21 protein-coding genes are annotated in these 21956 nt (G+C 62.6%); 14 read left to right on the top strand and 7 right to left on the bottom strand.

Features of this window, described 5'->3' with window-relative positions; all coding sequences use genetic code 11:
• Window positions 1-161: 161 nt before the first annotated feature.
• The 3 genes from tgt to secF all read left to right on the top strand — a co-directional run bounded on the left by tgt (window position 162) and on the right by secF (window position 4411).
• On the top strand, window positions 162-1286 hold the full coding sequence (gene tgt, locus LVD10_RS13265) for a tRNA guanosine(34) transglycosylase Tgt (RefSeq protein WP_305080423.1): 1125 nt from the start codon (window positions 162-164) through the stop codon (window positions 1284-1286).
• Between the two features lie 240 nt (window positions 1287-1526).
• The gene (gene secD / locus LVD10_RS13260) at window positions 1527-3395 is read left to right on the top strand and encodes a protein translocase subunit SecD (protein WP_233005886.1); all 1869 of its coding nucleotides are present in this window, start codon (window positions 1527-1529) and stop codon (window positions 3393-3395) included.
• Window positions 3396-3409: 14 nt separating this feature from the next.
• Complete coding sequence (secF, locus tag LVD10_RS13255; protein ID WP_233005885.1) at window positions 3410-4411, top strand: protein translocase subunit SecF; 1002 nt, start codon at window positions 3410-3412, stop codon at window positions 4409-4411.
• Window positions 4412-4510: 99 nt separating this feature from the next.
• Here secF and LVD10_RS13250 read toward each other — a convergent pair whose 3' ends face one another.
• From LVD10_RS13250 to pyrC, 5 genes are all read right to left on the bottom strand, one after another.
• Complete coding sequence (locus LVD10_RS13250; RefSeq protein WP_233005884.1) at window positions 4511-4714, bottom strand: PFL_1563 family small protein; 204 nt, start codon at window positions 4712-4714, stop codon at window positions 4511-4513.
• 187 nt (window positions 4715-4901) lie between these two features.
• A complete protein-coding gene (locus LVD10_RS13245; protein ID WP_233005883.1) occupies window positions 4902-6830 on the bottom strand; it encodes an extracellular catalytic domain type 1 short-chain-length polyhydroxyalkanoate depolymerase in 1929 nt (642 codons plus the stop codon).
• A 124-nt stretch (window positions 6831-6954) separates the two neighbouring features.
• On the bottom strand, window positions 6955-7434 hold the full coding sequence (locus tag LVD10_RS13240) for a hypothetical protein (RefSeq protein WP_237063946.1): 480 nt from the start codon (window positions 7432-7434) through the stop codon (window positions 6955-6957).
• Window positions 7435-7584: 150 nt separating this feature from the next.
• Window positions 7585-8259 carry a ribonuclease T gene (gene rnt, locus LVD10_RS13235; protein WP_233005881.1) on the bottom strand — a complete coding sequence of 225 codons (675 nt, stop codon included), beginning with the start codon at window positions 8257-8259 and terminating at the stop codon, window positions 7585-7587.
• A 163-nt stretch (window positions 8260-8422) separates the two neighbouring features.
• The gene (gene pyrC / locus LVD10_RS13230) at window positions 8423-9451 is read right to left on the bottom strand and encodes a dihydroorotase (RefSeq protein WP_237063945.1); all 1029 of its coding nucleotides are present in this window, start codon (window positions 9449-9451) and stop codon (window positions 8423-8425) included.
• A 321-nt stretch (window positions 9452-9772) separates the two neighbouring features.
• Between pyrC and LVD10_RS13225 the strand changes: the two genes are divergently transcribed.
• The 10 genes from LVD10_RS13225 to LVD10_RS13180 all read left to right on the top strand — a co-directional run bounded on the left by LVD10_RS13225 (window position 9773) and on the right by LVD10_RS13180 (window position 19957).
• Window positions 9773-10993, top strand: coding sequence for an argininosuccinate synthase (locus LVD10_RS13225; RefSeq protein WP_233005879.1), 1221 nt, complete (start codon window positions 9773-9775; stop codon window positions 10991-10993).
• 146 nt (window positions 10994-11139) lie between these two features.
• Complete coding sequence (ccoN, locus tag LVD10_RS13220) at window positions 11140-12594, top strand: cytochrome-c oxidase, cbb3-type subunit I (RefSeq protein WP_233005878.1); 1455 nt, start codon at window positions 11140-11142, stop codon at window positions 12592-12594.
• A gap of 12 nt (window positions 12595-12606) precedes the next feature.
• Entirely contained in the window at window positions 12607-13224 is a 618-nt protein-coding gene (ccoO, locus tag LVD10_RS13215; protein ID WP_233005877.1) for a cytochrome-c oxidase, cbb3-type subunit II, read from the top strand.
• A 19-nt stretch (window positions 13225-13243) separates the two neighbouring features.
• Entirely contained in the window at window positions 13244-13498 is a 255-nt protein-coding gene (locus LVD10_RS13210) for a cbb3-type cytochrome oxidase subunit 3 (RefSeq protein ID WP_233005876.1), read from the top strand.
• On the top strand, window positions 13495-14403 hold the full coding sequence (ccoP, locus tag LVD10_RS13205) for a cytochrome-c oxidase, cbb3-type subunit III (RefSeq protein ID WP_233005875.1): 909 nt from the start codon (window positions 13495-13497) through the stop codon (window positions 14401-14403). The genes LVD10_RS13210 and ccoP overlap by 4 nt, the downstream gene beginning before the upstream one ends.
• A 146-nt stretch (window positions 14404-14549) precedes the next feature.
• The gene (ccoG, locus tag LVD10_RS13200; protein WP_233005874.1) at window positions 14550-15968 is read left to right on the top strand and encodes a cytochrome c oxidase accessory protein CcoG; all 1419 of its coding nucleotides are present in this window, start codon (window positions 14550-14552) and stop codon (window positions 15966-15968) included.
• Window positions 15969-16034: 66 nt separating this feature from the next.
• Window positions 16035-16568: a FixH family protein gene (locus LVD10_RS13195; RefSeq protein ID WP_233005873.1), complete on the top strand. Its 534-nt coding sequence runs from the start codon at window positions 16035-16037 to the stop codon at window positions 16566-16568.
• Window positions 16568-19009: a heavy metal translocating P-type ATPase gene (locus LVD10_RS13190; protein ID WP_233005872.1), complete on the top strand. Its 2442-nt coding sequence runs from the start codon at window positions 16568-16570 to the stop codon at window positions 19007-19009. The genes LVD10_RS13195 and LVD10_RS13190 overlap by 1 nt, the downstream gene beginning before the upstream one ends.
• A 4-nt stretch (window positions 19010-19013) precedes the next feature.
• Window positions 19014-19226 (top strand): cbb3-type cytochrome oxidase assembly protein CcoS, encoded by a 213-nt coding sequence (gene ccoS, locus LVD10_RS13185; protein ID WP_233005871.1) that lies wholly within the window; start codon window positions 19014-19016, stop codon window positions 19224-19226.
• Window positions 19223-19957 carry a sulfite exporter TauE/SafE family protein gene (locus tag LVD10_RS13180; protein ID WP_233005870.1) on the top strand — a complete coding sequence of 245 codons (735 nt, stop codon included), beginning with the start codon at window positions 19223-19225 and terminating at the stop codon, window positions 19955-19957. The genes ccoS and LVD10_RS13180 overlap by 4 nt, the downstream gene beginning before the upstream one ends.
• A 54-nt stretch (window positions 19958-20011) precedes the next feature.
• Here LVD10_RS13180 and LVD10_RS13175 read toward each other — a convergent pair whose 3' ends face one another.
• A complete protein-coding gene (locus LVD10_RS13175; protein ID WP_233005869.1) occupies window positions 20012-20245 on the bottom strand; it encodes a metallothionein in 234 nt (77 codons plus the stop codon).
• 230 nt (window positions 20246-20475) lie between these two features.
• Between LVD10_RS13175 and LVD10_RS13170 the strand changes: the two genes are divergently transcribed.
• Complete coding sequence (locus LVD10_RS13170) at window positions 20476-20772, top strand: sll1863 family stress response protein (protein ID WP_233005868.1); 297 nt, start codon at window positions 20476-20478, stop codon at window positions 20770-20772.
• 52 nt (window positions 20773-20824) lie between these two features.
• Here the strand turns inward: LVD10_RS13170 and nadC are convergent, their stop codons facing one another.
• The gene (gene nadC / locus LVD10_RS13165) at window positions 20825-21679 is read right to left on the bottom strand and encodes a carboxylating nicotinate-nucleotide diphosphorylase (RefSeq protein WP_233005867.1); all 855 of its coding nucleotides are present in this window, start codon (window positions 21677-21679) and stop codon (window positions 20825-20827) included.
• Window positions 21680-21956: the final 277 nt, after the last annotated feature.

The raw sequence follows: 21956 nt of genomic DNA, 5'->3' as shown, positions 1-21956 counted from the left end.
TGGACCTGCTGTCTGCCTTGCCACGGGGCCTCTTTGCCGGGCGAACACAAGGTTCGCCCCTACGTTACGAGCGGGTTATGTCCTGGGCGGATATTGTCGCCGCCCGGCAGAACCCCGTTTCAGAGAAAATCCAGGAGCTTCCGTTGAGCCGCCAGTGCTTTATGCAGTTTGAATTGGATACCACCGATGGCCACGCGCGCCGGGGCCGCTTGCGCTTCCCGCGCGGGGTGGTGGAGACCCCGGCCTTTATGCCGGTGGGTACCTACGGCACCGTGAAAGGTATGTTGCCGCGGGATGTGGAGGCCATCGGGGCCCATATCATTCTCGGCAATACCTTCCACCTGATGCTGCGACCCGGTACCCAGGTGATCGAGGAGCATGGCGACCTGCACGACTTCATGCAGTGGCAGGGCCCCATTCTGACCGATTCCGGCGGCTTCCAGGTGTTCAGCCTGGGCAAGATGCGCAAGATCACCGAAGAGGGCGTGTCCTTCAAATCGCCGGTGGACGGCAGCCCGGTATTTATGGACCCTGAGGAGTCCATGCGTGTGCAGAAGGCGCTGGGGTCCGATATCGTCATGATCTTCGACGAATGCACCCCGTACCCGGCGACACCGGATGAGGCGCGCAAGTCCATGGAGCTCTCCCTGCGCTGGGCCGAGCGCTCTAAGCAGGCACACGGCGACAGCCCGTCGGCGCTGTTCGGCATTGTGCAAGGGGGCATGTACCCGGAGCTGCGGGATGTGTCCCTGCGTGGCCTGACGGAGATCGGCTTTGATGGTTATGCCATCGGCGGCCTGTCGGTGGGGGAGCCCAAGGAAGAGATGATCAAGGTGCTGGACCACCTGGCCCACAAGATGCCCGCCGACCGGCCGCGCTACCTGATGGGCGTGGGTAAACCGGAGGATATCGTCGAAGCGGTGCGCCGGGGCGTGGATATGTTCGACTGTGTCATGCCCACCCGCAATGCGCGCAATGGCCACCTGTTCACCTTCGAGGGGGTGGTCAAGATCCGCAATGCCAAACACCGCCATGATACAGGCCCGCTGGATCCCGATTGTGACTGCTATACCTGCCAGAATTTCTCCCGCGGCTACCTGCACCACCTGGACCGCTGCGGTGAGATCCTGGGCTCGCAGCTCAATACCATCCACAACCTGCGCCACTACCAGCGCCTGATGCAATACCTGCGCGACGCCATTGCCGCCGGGGCGCTGGAGGACTATGTGGCCAAATTTTATGCAGGGCTGGGGCGGGAGGTGCCACCGCTGGCCGCCCAATCCTGAGCCTTGCACCTATAGGGGCGGATCTTGTATCCGCCCGTCCCTGCAGATCCCCCTTCCGGCCGGGCAAGAGGTTTGACCCCGTCGGGTCCCGGCTGATTTGTACCCTCAGGCGATCCCCGTATAATCAGCCCCCGATTCGGTTGTGACGCCCGCCTTGCAATTCCCGGCATGTGCCCGCATATCTGCCGAAATCGCCAGCTTTACCGGCCCACAAGGCCGCATTACAACAACGAGAGCAGCATGAATCGCTACCCCATCTGGAAGTACCTCCTGATTCTCATCGTCGTGGCGCTCGGCTTCCTGTACGCCGCGCCCAACCTCTATAAACCGGATCCGGCGGTGCAGATCTCCGGCCAGTCGAGCGCCATGGAGATAGGCGAGGGCGTCCTGGAAAGGGCGCAGAAAGCCCTGGATGAGGCCGGTATCGAGCACTTCGGTGGCGAAGTGGGGGACAAGGCAGTACTGCTGCGGCTCGATTCCGTCGAAGACCAGCTGCCCGCCAAGCGTGTCATCCAGGAGTCCCTGGGGCACAGCGACTTCGTGGTGGCCCTGAACCTGGCCTCCACCACCCCGGACTGGCTGAGCGACCTGGGTGCCAGCCCGATGAAACTGGGCCTGGACCTTGCCGGTGGTGTGCACTTCCTGATGGAAGTGGATACCAACACGATCGTGCGCACCAACATGGAAGGTTATGAGCAGGATGTGAAGGCCAAGCTGCGGGCCGCTGACGCCCGCTATCGCGGTGTTGACCTGGTGGATGAACGTGAGATCGTGGCCCGCTTCCGCACCGAGGAGCTGCGAGACAAGGCGGTTTCCACCATGCGCAAGGAATTCCCGCAGCTGCAGCTGACCGAGGCAGGCAGCGGTGACAACCTGGAGGTGCGGGCGACCCTGGGGGACCAGGAGATCAAGCAGCTGGAAGATTACGCCGTCAGCCAGAACCTCACCACCCTCCGTAACCGGGTGAACGAGCTGGGTGTGGCGGAACCGATCGTGCAGCGCCAGGGGCGCAACCGCATCGTGGTGGAGCTGCCGGGCGTGCAGGACACTGCCGAGGCCAAGCGCATCATCGGCAAGACCGCCAACCTGGAATACCGCATGGAGGCCCGGCCCGACACCCTGGTCACCAATAAGGAATACTTCGAGTACCGCAGCGAGCAACAGCGGCAGGCCTACGGTGGTGCCTGGCTGGAGCGCAAGGTGATCATCAAGGGTGACCGGGTCACCGATGCCCGCGTGGGCTATGACGAGAGCGGCTTCCCGCAGGTGAACATCACCCTGGATGCCCGCGGTGGTGAACTGATGCACCGTGCCACCTGGAAGAACGTGGGTCGCCGCATGGGCACCCTGTTTATCGAGAGCCGCTTCACCCCCGAGACGGTGGTGGATGCAGAGGGCAACGAGACCGTGGTGCAGAAGCGCACCGACGTGAAGAAGATCATCAGCCTGGCCACGGTACAGAGTGCCCTGGGCCGGCAGTTCCGCATCACCGGCCTGGACAGCCCGGCCGAGGCCCAGGAGCTGGCGCTGTTGCTGCGTGCCGGTGCCCTGGCGGCACCCATGTATTTCGTCGAGGAGCGGGTAATCGGCCCGTCCCTGGGTGCCGACAACATCAAGGTGGGTGTGAAATCGGTGCAGATCGGCCTGATCGGCGTGCTGATCTTTATGCTGATTTTCTACCGGGTCTTCGGCCTGGCGGCGAATATCGCCCTGGCAGTTAACCTGGTACTGCTGGTGGCGGTGATGTCGATCCTCGGCGCCACCCTGACGCTGCCCGGTATCGCCGGTATCGTGCTGACCGTGGGTATGGCGGTGGACGCCAACGTGCTGATCTTCTCGCGAATAAGGGAGGAGTTACGCAATGGCATGCCACCACAGACCGCAATCAGCGCCGGCTTCGACAACGCCTACAGCACCATCGTGGATGCCAATATCACCACCCTGATCGTGGCGGTGATCCTGTACGCCATTGGTTCCGGCCCGGTACAGGGCTTCGCGGTCACCCTGTCCATCGGCATCCTGACTTCCATGTTCAGCGCCATCATGGGCACCCGCGCACTCATTAACCTGTTTTACGGCGGTCGCCGTGTACAGAAGCTGTGGATCTAGGAGACGAGGCGACCATGAGCGAGACAAAAGTAAAAGAAGGCAAGATTACCGAGTATATGGGCAAGCGCGTGTTTGAATTCATGCGCTGGCGCAAGCTGGCCGCGGCGCTGTCGATCGTGGCAATAGTCGCCTCCATTGCCGCCCTGGCGATGAACGGCCTCAAGTTTGGCCTGGACTTCACCGGTGGTACCCAGGTGGAGGTTGGTTACGAGATTGCCCCGCAGATCGAGGATGTGCGCGGCCAGCTGGCCGATGCCGGCTATGAAGGCGCCACGGTGGTCCGTTTCGGCTCCGACAACGAGCTGCTGATCAAGCTGCCGCCGGAAGTGACCGAAAAGCAGGTGCAGACCAGTGCCCGTGACGAGGAGGCCACCCAGTCCATTGGCGACAAGGTGGTAACCGTATTGCGCCAGAATACCGAGGGTGATGTTGACCTGCGCCGCGTGGAAGTGGTGGGGCCGCAGATCGGTGAAGAGCTTCGTGACGACGGCGGCCTGGGTATGCTGTTCGCACTGGCGGTGGTGATGGGCTATGTAGCCCTGCGCTTCCAGTACAAGTTCTCGATCGGTGCCGTGGCAGCCCTGATCCATGACGTGGTGTTGGTGCTGGGCTTCTTCGCGCTGTTGCAGCTCGATTTCGACCTGACGGTGCTGGCTGCGGTGCTGGCGGTGATCGGTTACTCGCTGAACGACACCATCGTGGTGGCAGACCGGATCCGCGAGAACTTCCGCAAGGTGCGCAAGGCCGATTCCGAGGAGATTATCAACATCTCCCTGAGCCAGACCCTGGGCCGTACCTTGATGACATCATTGACGACCCTGCTGGTGCTGTTTGCCCTGCAGTTCTTCGGTGGTGAGCTGATCCACAACTTCTCCCTGGCGCTGGTGGTCGGGGTGCTGGTGGGTACCTACTCGTCCATCTACGTGTCGGCGAATATCCTGATGGCGCTGGGTATCACCAAGGAAGACATGATGCCGCCGGTGAAGGAGGGGGCTGAGCTGGAGGAAATGCCCTGAGGCACCAGGTCCTGTAGCGGGGCGGCCGGCGGCCGCCCGTGCAAGCTTCTCAACAGGATCTGCAATGGATCCCTGTGTGGGGATCCTGGCGGGATGGAATCAGGCGCGGGGCTTCTTGTTGCCCAGGGTAATGTGCTTGGGGCCGGAGGTGTTGGTCTGCCCGCTTACCCCCTTGGGGACCTGCTGGATTTCTCCGCCGGAAGCGAGAAAGGCCTGTACCTGTGCTTCGATACTCTCGCTGGTTTCAAGGGCGTTTGGCTGCTTGCGCTTGGCAGCAGAAGTCGATTTCTTGGCCACAATCATTATCCGGTTTCTGCGTGAGCGGGCTATTCTACAGCAGTTTGCACAAAAAATCACCTTTTCGCCAAATGCCACTCCGTTGCGCGCAGATCGCAGCATTTCCTGCCCCGATGTTTTCCATTGGCAACATAAAAAAGCCCGGCTGAATACCGGGCTTTTGAGCGGGGCTTTTTCTGGCTTGTGGGTCAGGTCAGCCGCCGGGGCAGCCACCCACTGACCAGCTGGTGCCATCACTACTGGACAGGGTATTCAGGCCCCAGGTGGAGCCGGGCATCGGCTCGTCGGTGCCATTGGCGTAGTAGTCCGGGGAGAAGTAATTCCCGCTGCTGTACGCGCGGCCCGCAGTCTTGTGGTAGTAGTTATAGGTGCTTTCCTCCACGCAGGCAGAAGGGTCCGGCCCGTCGCCGCTATCGTCCCCACCGCCACCACCAGTCTCGCTGCCGGAGCAGGCCACCTGCGGGCCGACACAGCTGGCGTCGTCGTCCCGCCACTGGCATTGCCCGCCGCTTGCCGGATACTCGTCGAGCCGGAAGGGGGCCGTGCTGTATTCCAGGTAGCAGGTGGAGTAGCCGGTGTAGTCGAGGCGCCCGGCGGCGATATGGGCATCCAGGTCCGCGGTAACACCGACATCCACGGTAAAGCTGACTGTCGCGCTGCTGCTCTGGCCGGCGAGATCGGTGGCGGTCACAGTAGCGCTGCCATCCCCTCCAGGCAGGTCACAGCGCTCGGCACTGAAGCTGGTGCCGGTGATGGCGGCCGGGCTGTCGCCGGTGGAGTAAGCCACCACCACGGTGTCCAGGTCCAGGTTGTCATCCACCACCTGTCCCGAGACAGTGACGCACTGGCCGGCGACTTCCGCCGCCAGTCCGCTCAGTACGGGCGGGGCGGACGGGGGCTCGGGGCCAACGCGCACGGTTTCCTCATAGGGTTCACTGCCAGCGCCGCTGTCGTCGGTGGCGGTAACGGAGACCAGGTAAAGGCCGTCCGTCAGCGCGGCGCTGGCCAGGCTAAAAAAACCGTTGCTATCGACCCCGCCACTGGTACTGCTGGTGGTGGAGTCCGTGGAGAAGGAGGCAGTGACTTCGCTTACCATGCCGTCGGTGTCACTGGCGTTGCCGCTGACCAGGACCTGGTCGCCACTGGTGGAGATATCCACCTCGCTGACCACCGGCGGCTGGTTGCGGTCGGCCCGCTGGTTGTTATCGAGAAAGAACTGGCCCAGGTAGCGGGCATAATTGATACCGGCACCACTGATGTAACTGCCACTGGCGCCCTCGCCACCGGACCAGGAGTGATCCACCCCGTCCAGCCACAGCATGGAGACGCGCCCGTCCTGCCACAGGGTCTCGTCTGCGGTGCGGCTACCTTCGGTCACGGAATTGGTGCCCGGCAGCTGGGCCACGCCGTAGACGCCGGCCATGCCGCTGGCGTTCTGCTCGTTGTAGCAGGCGTTGACAGTGGTGTCCTCGGTACCGTGGGCAACGGAGGCCACCTGGGTTTCGAAGTGGCTGGCATAGCTGCCGGCATAGGTGCGGCAGCGGCTGGTCACGTCGGCGGATTCGCAGGGACCCAGCGCGCCATTGGAGCTGGTGCCGATACTGGGACCGGCGCTGACGCCGACGCCGGCAAACACATCCGGCGCCAGGCAGGCGGTGGTATTGGCAAAGCTGGCGCCGGAGGAGAGGCCGGCGATATAGACCTGGTCGGGGTCGATGTCCCGGCCGGTGTCGCCAGACAGGGTGTTGGCGAGCTGGATCAGGTTGCTGTAGTCACCGGCGCCGCGGGATTTCGTACCTTCCCAGTAGGACCAGCAGCTGTAGCCCGCCTTGTTCATGGCATCCGGCACCGCTACAACCATGCCGAACTCCTCGGCCGCTTCCTCGAGGTTGGCGGTCAGGTAATTGTCGATCGGCTGTACGCAGCCGTGCAACACGATCAGCAGCGCCTTGCCATCACCGATGCTGGAGCGGCTGTCCGGGGTATAGATATGGACATTGTTGAAACCACCGACAGCTGCATCTTCCTGCCAGCTGCCGGCTGACGCGGCTGCCGGTGCGCAGAGCGCAGCGGCGAGCGCCAGCGCGCGGCCTGTGCCGCGCCGGGGATTGGGGGTCATCATCGCATTCACCGTTATTGTTGGAGTTGTGCACCGGCCAGACTAGGTCGGTCCAGTCGCGGGGGGAATGGGACTTTGGTTGTAGGCCGGAGGGGCGCCGGGGCGGAAGGCTGCGGCCGCGGGAAGATCAGTCGGCGGCTTCAAATTCGGGCAGGCCGCCGGGGTCGGGGACAGCCGGGTTGGGGAGCTGCTCCCGGCCTTCAGCGGGGGCCCCGTCCCGGCATTCCCCGCGCAGGGACAGGCGTCCCCGGGTTACGGTCCGCTCCAGTTCCATATAACCCTCGGGGCAGTAGCCGGTCTCGGCCAGTTTCGCCCGCGCGCCCTCCTGCAGTGTCAGGTTCATCTGCTCTTCGTACTTTTCCCTGATTTCCCCAGCGCGCGCCTGCATGCCGGCCCGGTTGCCGCCACCCATGCCTTTCCCCTTGCCCCGATCCCGGCGTTCCGGGGGCTTTATATGCATGGTGTACTCGAACTGCTTGGAGCCGTTGTCACTGATTTGGGTGTTGAAGAACTCCCGCATTGCGCGGTCGTTTGCAGTGGAACTGGTGGTGCAGCCCGTTGCGCCCAGAATTGCGGTGGTAACTATCAGCGGAATAAGTGATCGCATGGTGACTTCCCCGTTGCCCTATCTGGCTTGTACTTGAGCGGGGCAGTCTATGCGGGGCGGGGGAGTGGCGGTGTTTAGAAACGAAAAGAAGTGTCAGGCGGGGCCCTGAGTGCCCCCGCCGGCTGCGGACAGGGGCGGGGGCAGTCGCGATCAGTCTTCCTCCGGTTCGCCAGCCGCTCTATCGGGCAGCGGCCAGCCGCCCAGTTCGCGCCACTTGTTGACGATACCGCAGAACAGTTCGGCGGTTTTCTCGGCGTCGTACTCGGCAGAGTGGGCGCTACTGTTGTCGAACTCGATCTTTGCCACCTGGCAGGCCTTGGCCAGCACGGTCTGGCCATAGGCAAGCCCGGCCAGGGTGGCGGTGTCGAAACAGGAGAAGGGGTGGAAAGGGTTGCGCTTGATACCGCAGCGGTCCACCGCTGCGTTAAGGAAGCCCAGGTCGAAGTGGGCGTTGTGCGCCACCATCACTGCGCGGGTACAGCTGTGTTTCTTGATCGCCTTGCGGATCTTGCGGAACAGCTCGGGGAGGGCGATCTCCTCGGGCCAGGCATCCCGGTCCGGGGATTCCAGGTCGATACCGATAAAGTCCAGCGCCGACTGCTCGACATTGGCGCCCTCGAAGGGCTCCAGGTGGAAGCTGTGGGTCTCTTCGGCGAACAGGTGACCATCCTCATCCATGTCCAGGATGACTGCCGAGATCTCCAGCAGGGCATCGGTACTGTTGTTGAATCCACCGCTTTCCAGATCCACCACAACGGGCAGGAATCCGCGGAATCGCTGGGCCAGCAGGCTTTTTGGTCCGGTGGGTTCTTCGGCGGGGGTCACTGGGACTCCTTAATCGCTATTACTTGGTTTTCTGGGCTGGCCCGGGTGTCGGTGGCCGTTTGCTCGACGGCCTCACCGGCAATCGTCTCACAATTGGCCCCCCGGCACCCGGGCCTTCATATATTGTTGTGACGGTACGGATGCCTTTCCGGTGGCCGGGCGATTACGCCAGCCGCCAGTTCAGGGTCTCGCCCGCGGCCAATGGGATCAGCTGCTCACTGCCCATCGCCAGGCTCGCCGGCAGCTGCCAGGGTTCGCGGACCAGCGTGATGGTGTCCTGGTTGCGCGGCAGGCCGTAGAAGTCGGGGCCGAACTCGCTGGCAAAGGCCTCGAGCCGGTCGAGCTTCCCGGCCCGCTCGAATACCTCGGCGTAGAGCTCGATGGCGCTGAAAGCGGTGTAGCAACCGGCACAGCCACAGGCAGTCTCTTTCTTGTCCTGGGCGTGGGGGGCGGAGTCGGTGCCGAGGAAAAACTTCGGGTTGCCGCTGGTGGCCGCCTCGATCAGCGCGGACTGGTGGTAGCCGCGCTTGAGGATTGGCAGGCAATAGTAGTGGGGACGGATGCCGCCCACCAGCATATGATTGCGGTTATACAACAGGTGATGGGCGGTGATGGTGGCGGCGACACCGTCGCGCGCCTTGCCCACGAACTCCGCCGCATTGGCCGTGGTGATATGTTCCAGCACGATGCGCAGGGCGGGGAAGTCCTCCACTACCCGGGAGAGGATCTTCTCGATAAAGACCTGCTCGCGGTCGAAGATATCGATATCACTGGTGGTGACCTCGCCGTGCAGCAGCAGCTTCATACCGCATTCCTGCATGGCTTCCAGCGCCGGGTAGATATTGGTGATATCGGTCACGCCGGAGTCCGAGTTGGTGGTTGCCCCGGCCGGGTACAGCTTGGCGGCAACCACGCCCGCCTTGTGCGCCAGCTGGATGACTTCCGCATCGGTCTTGTCGGTGAGGTAGATCACCATCAGCGGCTCGAACGGGTTGCCTGCCGGTATCTGCTCGCGGATACGGAGCTGGTAGAAGAGGGCGTCCTCGGCATCGACCACCGGCGGCACCAGGTTGGGCATCACGATGGCGCGGCGGAACTGGCGCGCGGCGTCGCCGACAGTGCGCTCCAGGGCGTCGCCATCGCGCAGGTGGATATGCCAGTCATCGGGGGCGCGAAGAGTGAGTTTTTCCATGGGGCTGTACCGCGGGATATCTGTCTCAGGGCTGTTGGGGCGCCGATGCTAACCGAACCGCCGGGAAATTGCGACGGCGCCGCCTGCTTAAAAAATAATCAGTGTTGTATCTTAATGCAGTGAGATCAGCATAGGTGCTAGTCGATCGCGGCCTGAGGCGCTACAATCGCGCCCCGAATACGGCGGCGGGACCGTCGTACCTGGGCGCACTTCTAATAACAACTCCCCCCAGAAACACACCATCAACACGTTTTCGCGGCGCGGATTGCTGCCCTGCGGGCCTGTTTATGGTGCTGGCATCACTCCTGGCTGAGGAACGCAATGAGCAAGATCGATAAGGTTGTACTGGCATATTCCGGCGGACTGGATACATCGGTAATCGTTCGATGGCTGCAGGAGACCTACGATTGCGAGGTGGTGACCTTCACTGCCGATATCGGCCAGGGGGAAGAGGTCGAGCCGGCGCGGGCCAAGGCTGAGGCGCTGGGCGTCAAGGAAATCTATATCGACGACCTGCGCGAGGAGTATGTGCGGGATTTCGTCTTCCCCATGTTTCGCGCCAACACTATCTATGAGGGTGAGTACCTACTGGGTACCTCCATCGCCCGCCCGCTGATTGCCAAGCGCCTGATCGAGATCGCCAATGAGACCGGCGCCGATGCCATCTCCCACGGCGCCACCGGCAAGGGCAACGACCAGGTTCGCTTCGAGCTCGGCGCCTACGCACTCAAGCCCGGCATCCAGGTGATTGCCCCGTGGCGCGAGTGGGACCTCAATTCCCGCGACAAGCTGATGCAGTATTGCGAGCAGCACAATATTCCCGTGGATTTTTCCGGCAAGAAGAAAAAGTCCCCTTACTCCATGGACGCCAACCTGCTGCATATCTCTTACGAGGGCGGCATCCTCGAGGACCCGTGGGCCGAGGCGGAAGAGGACATGTGGCGCTGGAGTGTCAGCCCGGAAGCGGCGCCGGATATCCCGACTTACATCACCCTGGAGTTCGAGAACGGCGACCCGGTCGCGATCGACGGCGAGCGCCTGAGCCCGGCGACCATGCTCGAGCGCCTGAACAAGCTGGGCGGCGCCAACGGCATCGGCCGGCTGGACATCGTTGAGAACCGCTATGTGGGCATGAAATCCCGCGGCTGCTACGAGACTCCCGGCGGCACCATCCTGCTCAAGGCGCACCGCGCCATTGAGTCCATCACCCTGGACCGGGAGGTGGCGCATATGAAAGACGAGCTGATGCCGCGCTATGCCAAGCTGATCTACAACGGCTACTGGTGGTCCCCGGAACGGCGCATGCTGCAGGCGGCTATCGACGAGTCGCAGGCGGTGGTGAATGGCGAAGTGCGCCTGAAACTGTACAAGGGCAGTGTGTCCGCCGTGGGCCGGCGCTCTGCCGACAGCCTGTTCGATGAGCGCATTGCCACTTTCGAGGATGACGCCGGGGCCTACGACCAGAAAGATGCCGAAGGCTTCATCAAACTCAATGCCCTGCGGTTGCGGATTGCCGCGGGCAAGGGGCGCGACTTGATCTAAATCAAGTTTGGCGGGCGAATGATGCGTTTAAATCGTCGCCTGCTGGCGGGCTCTGTCTATCGTGTAGGGATGGAGCCGAGTAACCGAGGGGCGGGCCTGCGCTCGTTTATTGGAATTTAATTCAATAAAGCAATGGAAGTAACACAATGACGACAAGCGTGGTAAGGACTGGCCCGGTGCCAGCCTATGACTACAAGATCGTGCGCCAGTTCACCATCATGTCGGTGGTCTGGGGTATCGTTGGAATGGGGGTGGGTGTGCTCATTGCTGCCCAGCTGGCATGGCCGGCGCTGAACGACCTGTTCCAGCCGTTCACCCACTTCGGGCGCCTGCGTCCCCTGCACACCAACGCGGTGATCTTCGCCTTCGGCGGCAGTGTATTGTTCGCAACCTCCTATTACGTGGTACAGCGCACCTGCCAGACCCCGCTGTGGGGTGGCTGGCTGGTGCCGTTTACCTTCTGGGGCTGGCAGGTTGTGATCGTCGGGGCTGCGATTACCCTGCCGATGGGGCTGACTTCCGCGAAGGAGTATGCCGAGCTGCAGTGGCCGCTGGACATCCTCATTGCATTGATCTGGGTCGCCTACGCGCTGGTATTCTTCGGCACCATCGCCAAGCGCCGCACCTCGCACATCTACGTGGCCAACTGGTTCTTCGGCGCCTACATCATCACAATCGCCGTGCTGCACATCATCAATAACCTGGCGATTCCCTATGCGCCGTTCATGGCTTATTCGATGTTCTCCGGCACGACCGACGCGATGATCCAGTGGTGGTACGGCCATAACGCGGTGGGCTTCTTCCTGACCGCGGCTTTCCTCGGCATCATGTATTACTTCGTGCCCAAGCAGGCGGGCCGCCCGGTATATTCCTACCAGCTGTCCATCGTGCACTTCTGGGCACTGATCTCCATTTACGTCTGGGCCGGTGGTCACCACCTGCATTACTCGGCGCTGCCTGACTGGACCCAGAGCCTGGCGATGATCATGTCCGTGATCCTGCTGGCGCCCTCCTGGGGCGGCATGATCAACGGCATCATGACCCTGTCCGGTGCCTGGCATAAATTGCGCACTGACCCGACCCTGCGCTTCCTGGTGGTATCCCTGTCCTTCTACGGCATGTCCACCTTCGAAGGCCCCATGATGTCCATCAAGACCGTGAATGCCCTGTCCCACAATACCGACTGGACCGTGGGCCACGTACATTCCGGCGCCCTGGGCTGGGTTGCCATGATCTCCATCGGTGCCCTGTACCACCTGGTGCCGGTGCTGTTCGGGCGCAAGCAGATGTACAGCGTGAAGCTGATCAACGCGCACTTCTGGCTGGCCACTGTGGGCACCGTGCTGTACATCGCCGCCATGTGGGTAAACGGCATCACCCAGGGCCTGATGTGGCGCGCCTTCAATGCCGACGGCACCCTGACCTACAGCTTTGTCGAGAGCGTGATCGCCAGCTACCCGGGCTATGTGGTGCGCTTTATCGGTGGTGGCTTCTTCCTGCTTGGCATGCTGCTGATGGCCTACAACGTGTTCCGCACGGTGACGGACAAAGAGAACGCCGCCCGTGAAGACAACATCGTGCCGCACGCGCAGACAGCATAAGGAGGCCAGATCGTGAAAAACCATGACATCGTAGAAAAAAATATCGGTCTGATGGTGGTCCTCATTTGTGTCGCCATCAGTTTCGGCGCGCTTGTTGAGATCGTCCCGCAGTTCTTTATCAAGGCCAACAACGAGCCGATCGAGGGCCTGGAGCCCTGGAGCCCGGTAGTGCTGGAAGGGCGCGACATCTATATCCGTGAGGGCTGCCACGTCTGCCACACCCAGATGGTGCGGCCGCTGCGCGCCGAGGTTGAGCGTTACGGCCACTACTCCATGTCACAGGAGTACGTCTACGAGCACCCGTTCCTGTGGGGCTCCAAGCGCACCGGGCCGGACCTGGCGCGCGTGGGCGGCCGTTATTCCGACGAATGGCACCGCGCGCACCTGTACAACCCGCGCAACGTGGTGCCCGAGTCCAATATGCCGGCCTTCCCCTGGCTGTTCGACAATGTCGTCACCGGTGACCAGACCGCTGCCAAGATGCGTGCCATGCGCGCCGTGGGCGTGCCCTACACCGATGAGGACATCGCCAAGGCAAGCGAGCCGTTTGTTGGCGGTCGCGTGAAGGAAATCGATGCCCTTGTGGCTTACCTGCAGCAACTCGGGGTGCTGGTACAGCAGAAGCGCTAACGGAAGGGCGGTAATTGCTATGGATATTTTGCGTCAGATTGCTGTTGTACTGGGCGCGGTGGCCTTCCTGGCAGTGTGCTGGTGGGCCTTCTCCCCGAAGCGTCGCAAGCGCTTCGAGGAGGATGCCAAGCTACCGTTTGCTGACGAAGAGCTGTCGCAGCGCTCGGCTGAGGCGGCAGACGATAAAGACACTGAAGAGAATTCGGCGGCTGTGAACCGGGGCGATGCCGGTTCAGCACCCGCAGACAAGAACAAGGGGCAGGACGAAAAATGAGTACTTTCTGGAGTATTTGGGTAATTGTGCTCACGCTCGCCAACCTGGCACTGGTGATCTGGGTACTGTTTGCCAACCGCAAGGTGGCGGTGGATGACCAGCAGGAGCCGGGTAACCAGACTACCGGCCACGTCTATGACGGCATCGAGGAGTACGATAACCCGCTGCCGCGCTGGTGGTTCCTGATGTTTGTGGGCACCCTGGTGTTCTCTGCCCTGTACCTGGTGGTTTACCCGGGCATGGGTAACTTCAAGGGCGTAAGCGGCTGGACTTCCGTGGGCGAACTGGAAAACAGCCAGGAAAAAGCCCTCGAGCGGTTTGACGAGACCTTCGGCAAGTACGCTGAAATGCCCATCGAGCAGATCGCCGACAACCGCGAGGCGCTGAAAATGGGCGCCCGTATTTTTGCCAACAACTGCGCGGTCTGCCATGGCGCGGACGGTGGCGGTAACTACGGTTTCCCCAACCTGACTGACGAAGCCTGGCTGTATGGCGGTACGCCCGAGAAAATCCTGGAGACCCTGTACAAGGGGCGCCAGGGCATGATGCCGCCGCAGGGCCCGATCATCGGCGAAGAGGGCGTCAAGAATGTGACCGAGTATGTTCTGTCCATGAATGGTCTCGAGCACAACGCCGAAATGGCAGCGGCTGGCAAGCAGGTGTTCGGCACCGTCTGCATGGCCTGTCACGGTATGGACGGCAAGGGCAACCAGGCCCTGGGCGCTCCCAACCTGACCGACAATATCTGGCTCTACGGCAGCAGCCGCGAGCAGATCCAGCACACTGTCCGGGGTGGCCGCAGCAACCAGATGCCCGCCCAGAAAGACAAGCTGCGCGAAGACAAGATCCGCCTGGTGGCGGCCTATGTCTACAGCCTGTCACGCCAGCAGGAAGCGGCGCAATAACTACCAAGTAACCATAATCCAGCCCCGCCTCCGCGCGGGGCATATTCAGGACTCGGGCGCCACAGGGACGAAAAAGAAAAGCCTCATCGTTTGTTACCAGACCAGAGTGCCAGTCCACCCAGGCATCCGGGTATAAGTGAGGTTCCGTGAGCGATCTGATACCGACCAGGGAAGAGCAGGAAGGTGATGGCGAAGTCCGCTATCGCATGCTCTACGAGTCCGAAGACAAAGTTTACACCCGCCATATCCGCGGTTTCTTTACCCGCGTGCGCAAATATACCGGCCTGCCGTTGCTGGCCGCGTTCTTCTTTATCCCGTGGCTGAACATCGAGGGGCGCCAGGCGGTCCACTTTGACCTGCCAGAGCGAAAGTTCCATATTCTCTGGAGCACATTCGGTCCCCAGGACGGCTTCCTGCTGGCCTGGCTGCTGATCATTGCCGCGTTTGCATTGTTTGCGGTCACAACCTGGCTCGGCCGGGTGTGGTGCGGTTTCACCTGCCCGCAGACGGTCTGGACCATGATGTTCATGTGGGGCGAGCGGATCTGCCAGGGCGACCGCAGCAAGCGGATGAAACTGGATGCCGCTCCCTGGGGGGTGGAGAAGGTGCTGCGCAAGGGCGGGACCCACCTTATCTGGCTGTTGATCTCGTTTGCCACGGCGCTGGCATTTGTGGGGTATTTCTACGGTATCCGCGACCTGGTTGTGGACCTGGCCAATTTCAGTGCCCATCCACAGGGCGTGTTCTGGACCGCCTTCTTTACCCTGGCTACCTATTTCAATGCCGGTTTTATGCGCGAGCAGGTGTGCAAATACATGTGCCCCTATGCCCGTTTCCAGTCGGTGATGTACGACAAGGACACCCTGGCGGTGTACTACGATGCCGACCGCGGCGAGGTCCGTGGCCCGCGCAAGAAGGGCGTCGACTACAAGGCCGAGGGTATGGGCGACTGCATTGACTGCTACTGGTGTGTCCAGGTCTGCCCGGTGGATATCGATATCCGCGATGGCATGCAGTACGAGTGCATCAACTGCGGCCTGTGTGTGGATGCCTGCAACAGCGTGATGGACAAGATGGGCTATCCCAGGGGGCTGATCCGCTTCACTTCCGAGGATGAGCTGGAGACCGGCAAGACCAATTACTTCCGCCCGCGGCTGTTCGGCTATGCCTTTGTCCTGCTGGCCATGATCGGCCTCTTTACCCAGCAGGTGGTGACCCGCAGCCCGATCGAGGCGGAAGTCCTGCGCGATCGCGGTGCCCGGATGTACCGTGAATACCGCGGCGATATCCAGAATGTCTATACGGTCAAAATCAACAACATGGACCGCGCCGGTCACGAATTCACCATTCGCGTCGAGGGCGAGGAAGGGTACGATTACTCCCTGCGGATGCCGCGGGAGATTTACCTGCAGGAAGGCGAGATCTATTCGGTGCCTATCCGCGTGAGCGTCCCCAAGGAGCAGCTCACCGAAACCAAGCACAGTATCTCGATTATCGTGCAGGCGGTGGACAAGCCGGAACTGGTTGACCGGCACCGCACTGTCTTTATCGGCCCCAAGCAGTAAACCCTGATATTGCGGGCCCAGGTCGGGAAGACCGGCAGTATTTCCTGATTCAACATGAGCGTGAACGTGACTGAACATTCCCCGAAATCCTCTCCCCGTCCCTGGTATCGCGAGCCGTGGGCGTGGATGGTCCTGGCGCCCCTGATCCTGGTGGTGATTGCCTCCACTGTTTTCGTTTCCATTGCGGTGCGGTTCGCTGACGACACTGTCAGCGATACCTACTACAAAGACAGCCGCATGTATCACTTCAGCGAGGAGCAGGATCGCCGCGCGCAAGCGCTGGGCCTGGCCGGCCTGGTGAAATTTGCCAGTGGCGATCAGCTGGTGACTCTGGAGCTGAACGGTGACCTGGAGTATCCGGAACAGTTGCTGCTTACCCTGAGCCATCCGGTGGAAGCGGATATGGACCGCCACATCCTACTGGAGGCTGTCTCGCCGGGGCGCTACCGCGCCAGCCTGCCAGAGCCGCTGAAACACCGCTGGTACCTGCGCCTGATGCCCGAAACCGATCCCGGCCAGCACCTGCAGGCGGAGTGGCGCCTGAAGGGGGAGATCAATTTTGACCTCGGGGATGCCGCCCCCCTGACTCCCGCCCGCTGATGACCGCCCGATCCTGCTTCCATTGCGGCCTGCCGGTGCCCGCCGGCAGCCGTCACTCGGTGGTGATCAACGGCAGCGAACAGCCCATGTGCTGCCCCGGCTGTGAGGCCGTGGCCGGCGCCATCGCCGCCGGGGGACTGGATAATTTCTATCGCTACCGCGATGCCAGCAGTGAGCGCCCCGAAACCGCGCCCCCGGCAGATCGCTGGTCCGCCTATGACCTGCCCGAAGTACAGCGTGAGTTTGTACGCGACTGGGAGGACGGCCGCCGGGTGGCCAGCCTGCTGGTGGGTGGAATCACTTGTGCGGCCTGCGTGTGGTTGATCGAACAGCACCTGGGTGCCATTCCCGGCGTGGAGAAGGTGTCGGTCAATGCCAGTACCCATCGCGCGCAGCTGGTTTTCGACCCTGGCCAGGTGACTCCCTCATCGCTTTTTGCGGCACTGGCGGATATCGGCTACCGGCCGGCACCGGCCACCGCTGCCGGCAGTGAGCAGTTACTCCTGCGTGAACGCCGCACCGCCCTGCGGCGCCTGGGCGTTGCGGGGCTGGGCACCATGCAGGTGATGATGTTCGCCATCGCCCTCTATTTCGGTGGCAGCTCCGGGATCGAGGCGGAGATGGAACGGTATTTCCGCTGGGTGTCACTGCTGGTGGCGACCCCGGTGGTCCTGTTTGCCGCACAACCTTTTTTCCGTGGCGCCTGGCGCAGCCTGCGCAACCGCCACCTGAGCATGGACGTACCGGTGTCCCTGGCTATCGGCCTCGCCTACGTCTCCAGCCTTTATGCCACCGTATTCAATACGGGAGAGGTGTACTTCGAGTCCATCTCGATGTTTACCTTCTTCCTGCTGCTGGGGCGCACGATCGAGATGCGTGCGCGCCACCGTGCCGGGCTCGCCAGCGGTGGCCTGGCGCAGCTACTGCCGATTACCGCCACCCGGCTCGATGGTGATACCGAGATCCAGGTTCCAGTTACCGCGCTGCACCCGGATGACCGCATCCTGCTGCGCCCGGGCGATACCATCCCGGCTGACGGAGAGGTGCTGGAGGGCTGCAGCGGCGTGGATGAATCCCTGCTCAGCGGCGAGTCCGCGTTACAGGCGAAACAGGCCGGCAGCCGCGTATACGCCGGCAGTGTGAATGGCGACTCCTCACTGGTGGTGCGGGTCACTGCCGCCGGGGAGTCGACGCGCCTGTCGGCGATCGAGCGACTGGTGGAGCGGGCCCAGCTGGAAAAGCCGCACCAGGTGGCGTTGGCAGACCGGGTTGCGGGCTGGTTCGTGGCAGCAGTGTTGCTGGCAGCCGGCGGCGCCTTCCTGTTCTGGTGGCAGGTGGAACCGGAGCGGGCATTCTGGATTGCCCTGTCGGTACTGGTGGTGACCTGTCCCTGTGCGCTGTCCCTGGCCACGCCGGCGGCGCTGGCCGCGGCGACTCTGCGGTTGCAGCAGCTGGGACTGCTGGTAGCGGGCGGCGGGCTGCTGGAGACGCTGCCGCGCATCAGCCGGGTGGTCTTCGACAAGACCGGTACCCTGACCCGCGGGGAGCCCCGCGTGCTGGATATCCAATGCCGGCGCGACGACTGGGATGCGCAGCGGGTGCGGGATGTGGCGGCGGCACTGGAATCCCACAGTAATCACCCGCTGGCCCGGGCATTTCGTGCCTGGCGGGGCAACGCTGTGGCCTCTGGTGTACAGGTTCACACCGGGCGCGGCCTGGAGGGCATTGTGGGCGGCCAGCGGCTGCGCCTGGGGCGCGCCGATTTTGCCGGACGGGGTGAGGAACCGCCGGGGAGAGAGGGCCAGTGGTTGTTGCTTGGGGATAACACTGGCGCCATCGCCTGGATCGCCATCGGCGATCGCCTGCGCGCCTCGGCTGCGCCGGCTGTGGCGGCACTGGGAAGCCGGGGCCTGGATGTGGAGTTACTGAGTGGCGACCAGTCGGCAGAGGTGGCCCGCGTGGCCGGTGCGGCAGGTATCGATGAGCACCGTGCGGGTGCTGCCCCCGAGGACAAGCTGGAGCGGGTGCATGAATTGCAACGCGCCGGCGAGCGCGTACTCATGGTTGGGGACGGGCTCAATGATGTGCCAGTACTCTCCGGCGCGGATGCCTCGGTGGCGCTGATGTCCGCCGCCGACCTGGCCCAGTCCCGTGCCGATGCCATCCTGCTGCGGGGCGACCTGCAGGTGCTGCCACAGGCACTGGAGCTGGCACTCCAATGCCGGCGCATTGTGCGCCAGAACCTGGCATGGGCGCTGGGTTACAATGCCCTGGCATTGCCGCTGGCCGTCTGTGGCCTGGTGCCGCCCTGGGTGGCGGCCCTGGGCATGTCGGCCAGCTCGCTGATTGTGGTGCTCAACGCGCTGCGCCTGTCCGGGTGGCAACCCCCGGCGGTGGGCGCCCGGGTTGGGCCTGAAGCTGTGATGGACAGCGCGAGGTAAACCAATGGACAGCCTGTACTACCTGATTCCCATCGCCATCGTATTCGTGACTGTCGCGGTAAAACTGTATTTCTGGGCGGTCAACAATGGCCAGTACGACGACCTGGAGACCGAGGGGCGACGCATCCTGTTTGATGACGACGACCCGCTCGACCCGAACCGGGTGCCCGCAGAGCCCGACAGGCAGCCGGAAAGCGATAAGGAGTCCGGACGTTGACGGGAGAATGGGGGTTCCTGGCGGCGGCCCTGGCAATCGGTTTCCTGGGTAGCAGCCACTGCATTGGCATGTGTGGCGGTATTTCCGGTGCGCTGGGGATGGCCGTACCCGGTGGCCAGCCAGCCTGGAGCCGGCTGCTGGGCTACTCGGCAGGTCGCCTGGCCAGTTATGCGCTGATGGGGGCGCTGGCAGGGGCACTGGGCGCAGTGGTGCTGCCTGCACTGGGACCGCTGCGGGTGTTCGCGGGGATAATGCTGATTGCCATGGCGCTGTACGTGGCCGGCTGGTGGCGCGGGCTTGTGTGGCTGGAAAAGGGTGGTGCGCGCCTTTGGCGCCATGTCCAGCCGCTGTCCGCACGCCTGCTGCCGGTGCGCTCCACGCCCCAGGCAATGGCCCTGGGATCCCTGTGGGGCTGGTTGCCCTGCGGGCTGGTCTACAGCGCGCTCACATTTGCCCTGGCCCAGGGCAGTGCCCTGCGCGCGGCATTGGCAATGTTTGCCTTCGGGCTGGGTACAGTGCCGGCGGTGGTGGCGAGTGGTGCGGCGGCGGCACGGGTGCGGGGGCTGGTGCAGCGGCCGTCGGTGCGCCTGGTATTTGCCGGCCTGATCCTGCTGTTTGGCGTCTGGACCATCTGGGGTGGCCTGCCCCACGGAGGGCACGGCGCCCACGCCAATATGGAATCCCCGGCCCCTTCCAAGGAGGATGGTGGCGGACACCACCATCATCACTGAGTCGTCTCAATAGCACCCGGCCGCGCTGACTGTACTGTGCCCGCCAGCTGATTCTCAGGCCCGGTCGACAATTTCGTCGTGCCCCGCGCGCGCGGCGCAGTGGGCGCAACAGAAGAAATCCCCTCCTGCCTCCATACCATGGCCGAGAATACGACAGCTGCACTGGGCACAGCGGGGCGCCAGGGCCTGAATGGCGCACTCGAAGCTGTCGAAGGTGTGATCCTCATTGCCGATCGTGATCTTCATGGCTTTGTCGTACTCGTTGCCGCAGGTTTCACACTGGCTCACTTTGTAGTCTCCGATGGATTAGGTGGGTTGGTCCCGTCCGGGAACGGCCGCAGTTACATTGATCATGAGTTGACCGGGTATGGGTAAATGGTAGGAAAGATACCCCGTGCCGGCGGTATTCCCGCGCGCTCGACAGCGCCAATTTCCGGCGCCATTCTCCTCCCCGGGGGCGTCAGCGCTCCGCAGCCGTCTTACACTGTGCTGGTCAACAGGGATAAATGGGGTTTGCCATGAGCAAGGAAGACGATAAAAGCGCTTTCGAGGAAAAGGTCGCCGCACAGCTGAAAGAGTGGAACGCGAAAATTGATGAGCTGGAGGCCAAGGCCGACAAGGCGGAAGCGGATGCCAAAATCAAGTACCGCGAACAGCTGGATGATGTGCGCAAAAAACGCGACGACCTTCGCCACAAGCTGGATGACATGAAAAGCAAGAGTGGTTCGGCCTGGGACGAGGTGAAAGGGGGTGTCGAGAAGGCCTGGGATGAATTGAAGAAGTCAGTCGACCACGCCCGCGACCGGATGAAATAGCGTATCGCAGTAAGGGCCGGCCCTGCGAGGCCGGCCCCGGTGTGCATCGTCTTTACATATCGATGCGCAGGGACAGGTCGACGGCCTTCAGGTGCTTGGTGAGGCTGCCCGAGGAAATAAAATCGACCTCCAGCCCGGCGAGCTTTTCCAGGCGCTCGCTGTCCACACTGCCGGAGATTTCTATCTTCGCCCGGCCACGGGCAAGCTCGATGGCTGCGCGGGTATCCGCATCCGAGAACTCGTCCAGCATCACCACGTCGGCGCCACTGTCGAGCGCCTGTTCCAGCTCCTCCAGGTTTTCCACTTCGACTTCAACCAGGGCACCGGGCTTGATGACTCGCGCCTGGCTCACCGCCCGGTCTATGCCGCCCGCAGCGGCGATATGGTTCTCCTTGATCAGGAAGGCATCGTAGAGCCCGATACGGTGATTGTGGCAGCCGCCACACAGGACTGCGTATTTCTGCGCGCTGCGCAGGCCGGGAATAGTCTTGCGGGTATCGAGGATCCGGATTCCCGAATTTCCGGCAAGCTTCGCGTAGGTTGCTGCCGTGGTCGCGGTGCCCGAAAGGGTCTGGAGAAAATTCAGTGCGGCCCGCTCACCAGTCAGGATAGAACGTGCATTGCCCTGCAATTCGAAGATCACCGCCTCCGCCGGCACGCGGTCGCCGTCATTGAAGTGCCAGTCCAGGTCCAGTGCCGGGTCGATCTGGCGGAAAACTTCCTCTACCCAGGCGCGGCCCGCCAGGATGCAGTCCTCGCGGGTGATGACCCTTGCACGGGCGTCCCGGTCGGCCGGAATCAGTTGTGCCGTTATATCCCCATCGCCGATGTCCTCGCGCAGGGCAAAGGCAACCAGCTGCTGTAAATCCTCCAGGAGGTTGGGGATGGCGGTATCTTTCGGGTGCATAGGCGGAACCTCAATCTTGACGGCGCAAGTTTAACAAAATCGGTCGCCGTGGGGCGCCTGTCACTGCCTTACCGGGTACGACAATTAATCGGCGTCAACTGTGACTGGGGTCGCAAATGCAGGTCAATGACCGTTTTATTCCCAAAGCCGCGCGCTAGAATGGCCGCTAAATCATCGCGCGGTGGTTTGGGCCTATGGCAGCCATCGCCCGAAACAAACCCGGAATCCGAAAACTGACGATTGGCCCGGTCCCCGGCCCGCACGCCCCGGCGTGAGG

This window comes from Microbulbifer zhoushanensis (genome assembly GCF_021729055.1).
In the GTDB taxonomy this organism is placed as follows: Bacteria; Pseudomonadota; Gammaproteobacteria; order Pseudomonadales; family Cellvibrionaceae; genus Microbulbifer; species Microbulbifer zhoushanensis.
Note: the sequence above shows the minus strand (reverse complement) of the source record. Positions and strands in the feature narration are given on the sequence as shown.

Excerpts from the sequence above, each read along its gene's own strand:
- tgt (WP_305080423.1), top strand. The coding sequence starts at position 162 with ATGCAGTTTGAATTGGATACCACCGATGGCCACGCGCGCCGGGGCCGC.
- secD (WP_233005886.1), top strand. The coding sequence starts at position 1,527 with ATGAATCGCTACCCCATCTGGAAGTACCTCCTGATTCTCATCGTCGTG.
- secF (WP_233005885.1), top strand. The coding sequence starts at position 3,410 with ATGAGCGAGACAAAAGTAAAAGAAGGCAAGATTACCGAGTATATGGGC.
- LVD10_RS13250 (WP_233005884.1), bottom strand. The coding sequence starts at position 4,714 with ATGATTGTGGCCAAGAAATCGACTTCTGCTGCCAAGCGCAAGCAGCCA.
- LVD10_RS13245 (WP_233005883.1), bottom strand. The coding sequence starts at position 6,830 with ATGATGACCCCCAATCCCCGGCGCGGCACAGGCCGCGCGCTGGCGCTC.
- LVD10_RS13240 (WP_237063946.1), bottom strand. The coding sequence starts at position 7,434 with ATGCGATCACTTATTCCGCTGATAGTTACCACCGCAATTCTGGGCGCA.
- pyrC (WP_237063945.1), bottom strand. The coding sequence starts at position 9,451 with ATGGAAAAACTCACTCTTCGCGCCCCCGATGACTGGCATATCCACCTG.
- LVD10_RS13225 (WP_233005879.1), top strand. The coding sequence starts at position 9,773 with ATGAGCAAGATCGATAAGGTTGTACTGGCATATTCCGGCGGACTGGAT.
- ccoN (WP_233005878.1), top strand. The coding sequence starts at position 11,140 with ATGACGACAAGCGTGGTAAGGACTGGCCCGGTGCCAGCCTATGACTAC.
- LVD10_RS13210 (WP_233005876.1), top strand. The coding sequence starts at position 13,244 with ATGGATATTTTGCGTCAGATTGCTGTTGTACTGGGCGCGGTGGCCTTC.
- ccoP (WP_233005875.1), top strand. The coding sequence starts at position 13,495 with ATGAGTACTTTCTGGAGTATTTGGGTAATTGTGCTCACGCTCGCCAAC.
- LVD10_RS13190 (WP_233005872.1), top strand. The coding sequence starts at position 16,568 with ATGACCGCCCGATCCTGCTTCCATTGCGGCCTGCCGGTGCCCGCCGGC.
- ccoS (WP_233005871.1), top strand. The coding sequence starts at position 19,014 with ATGGACAGCCTGTACTACCTGATTCCCATCGCCATCGTATTCGTGACT.
- LVD10_RS13170 (WP_233005868.1), top strand. The coding sequence starts at position 20,476 with ATGAGCAAGGAAGACGATAAAAGCGCTTTCGAGGAAAAGGTCGCCGCA.
- nadC (WP_233005867.1), bottom strand. The coding sequence starts at position 21,679 with ATGCACCCGAAAGATACCGCCATCCCCAACCTCCTGGAGGATTTACAG.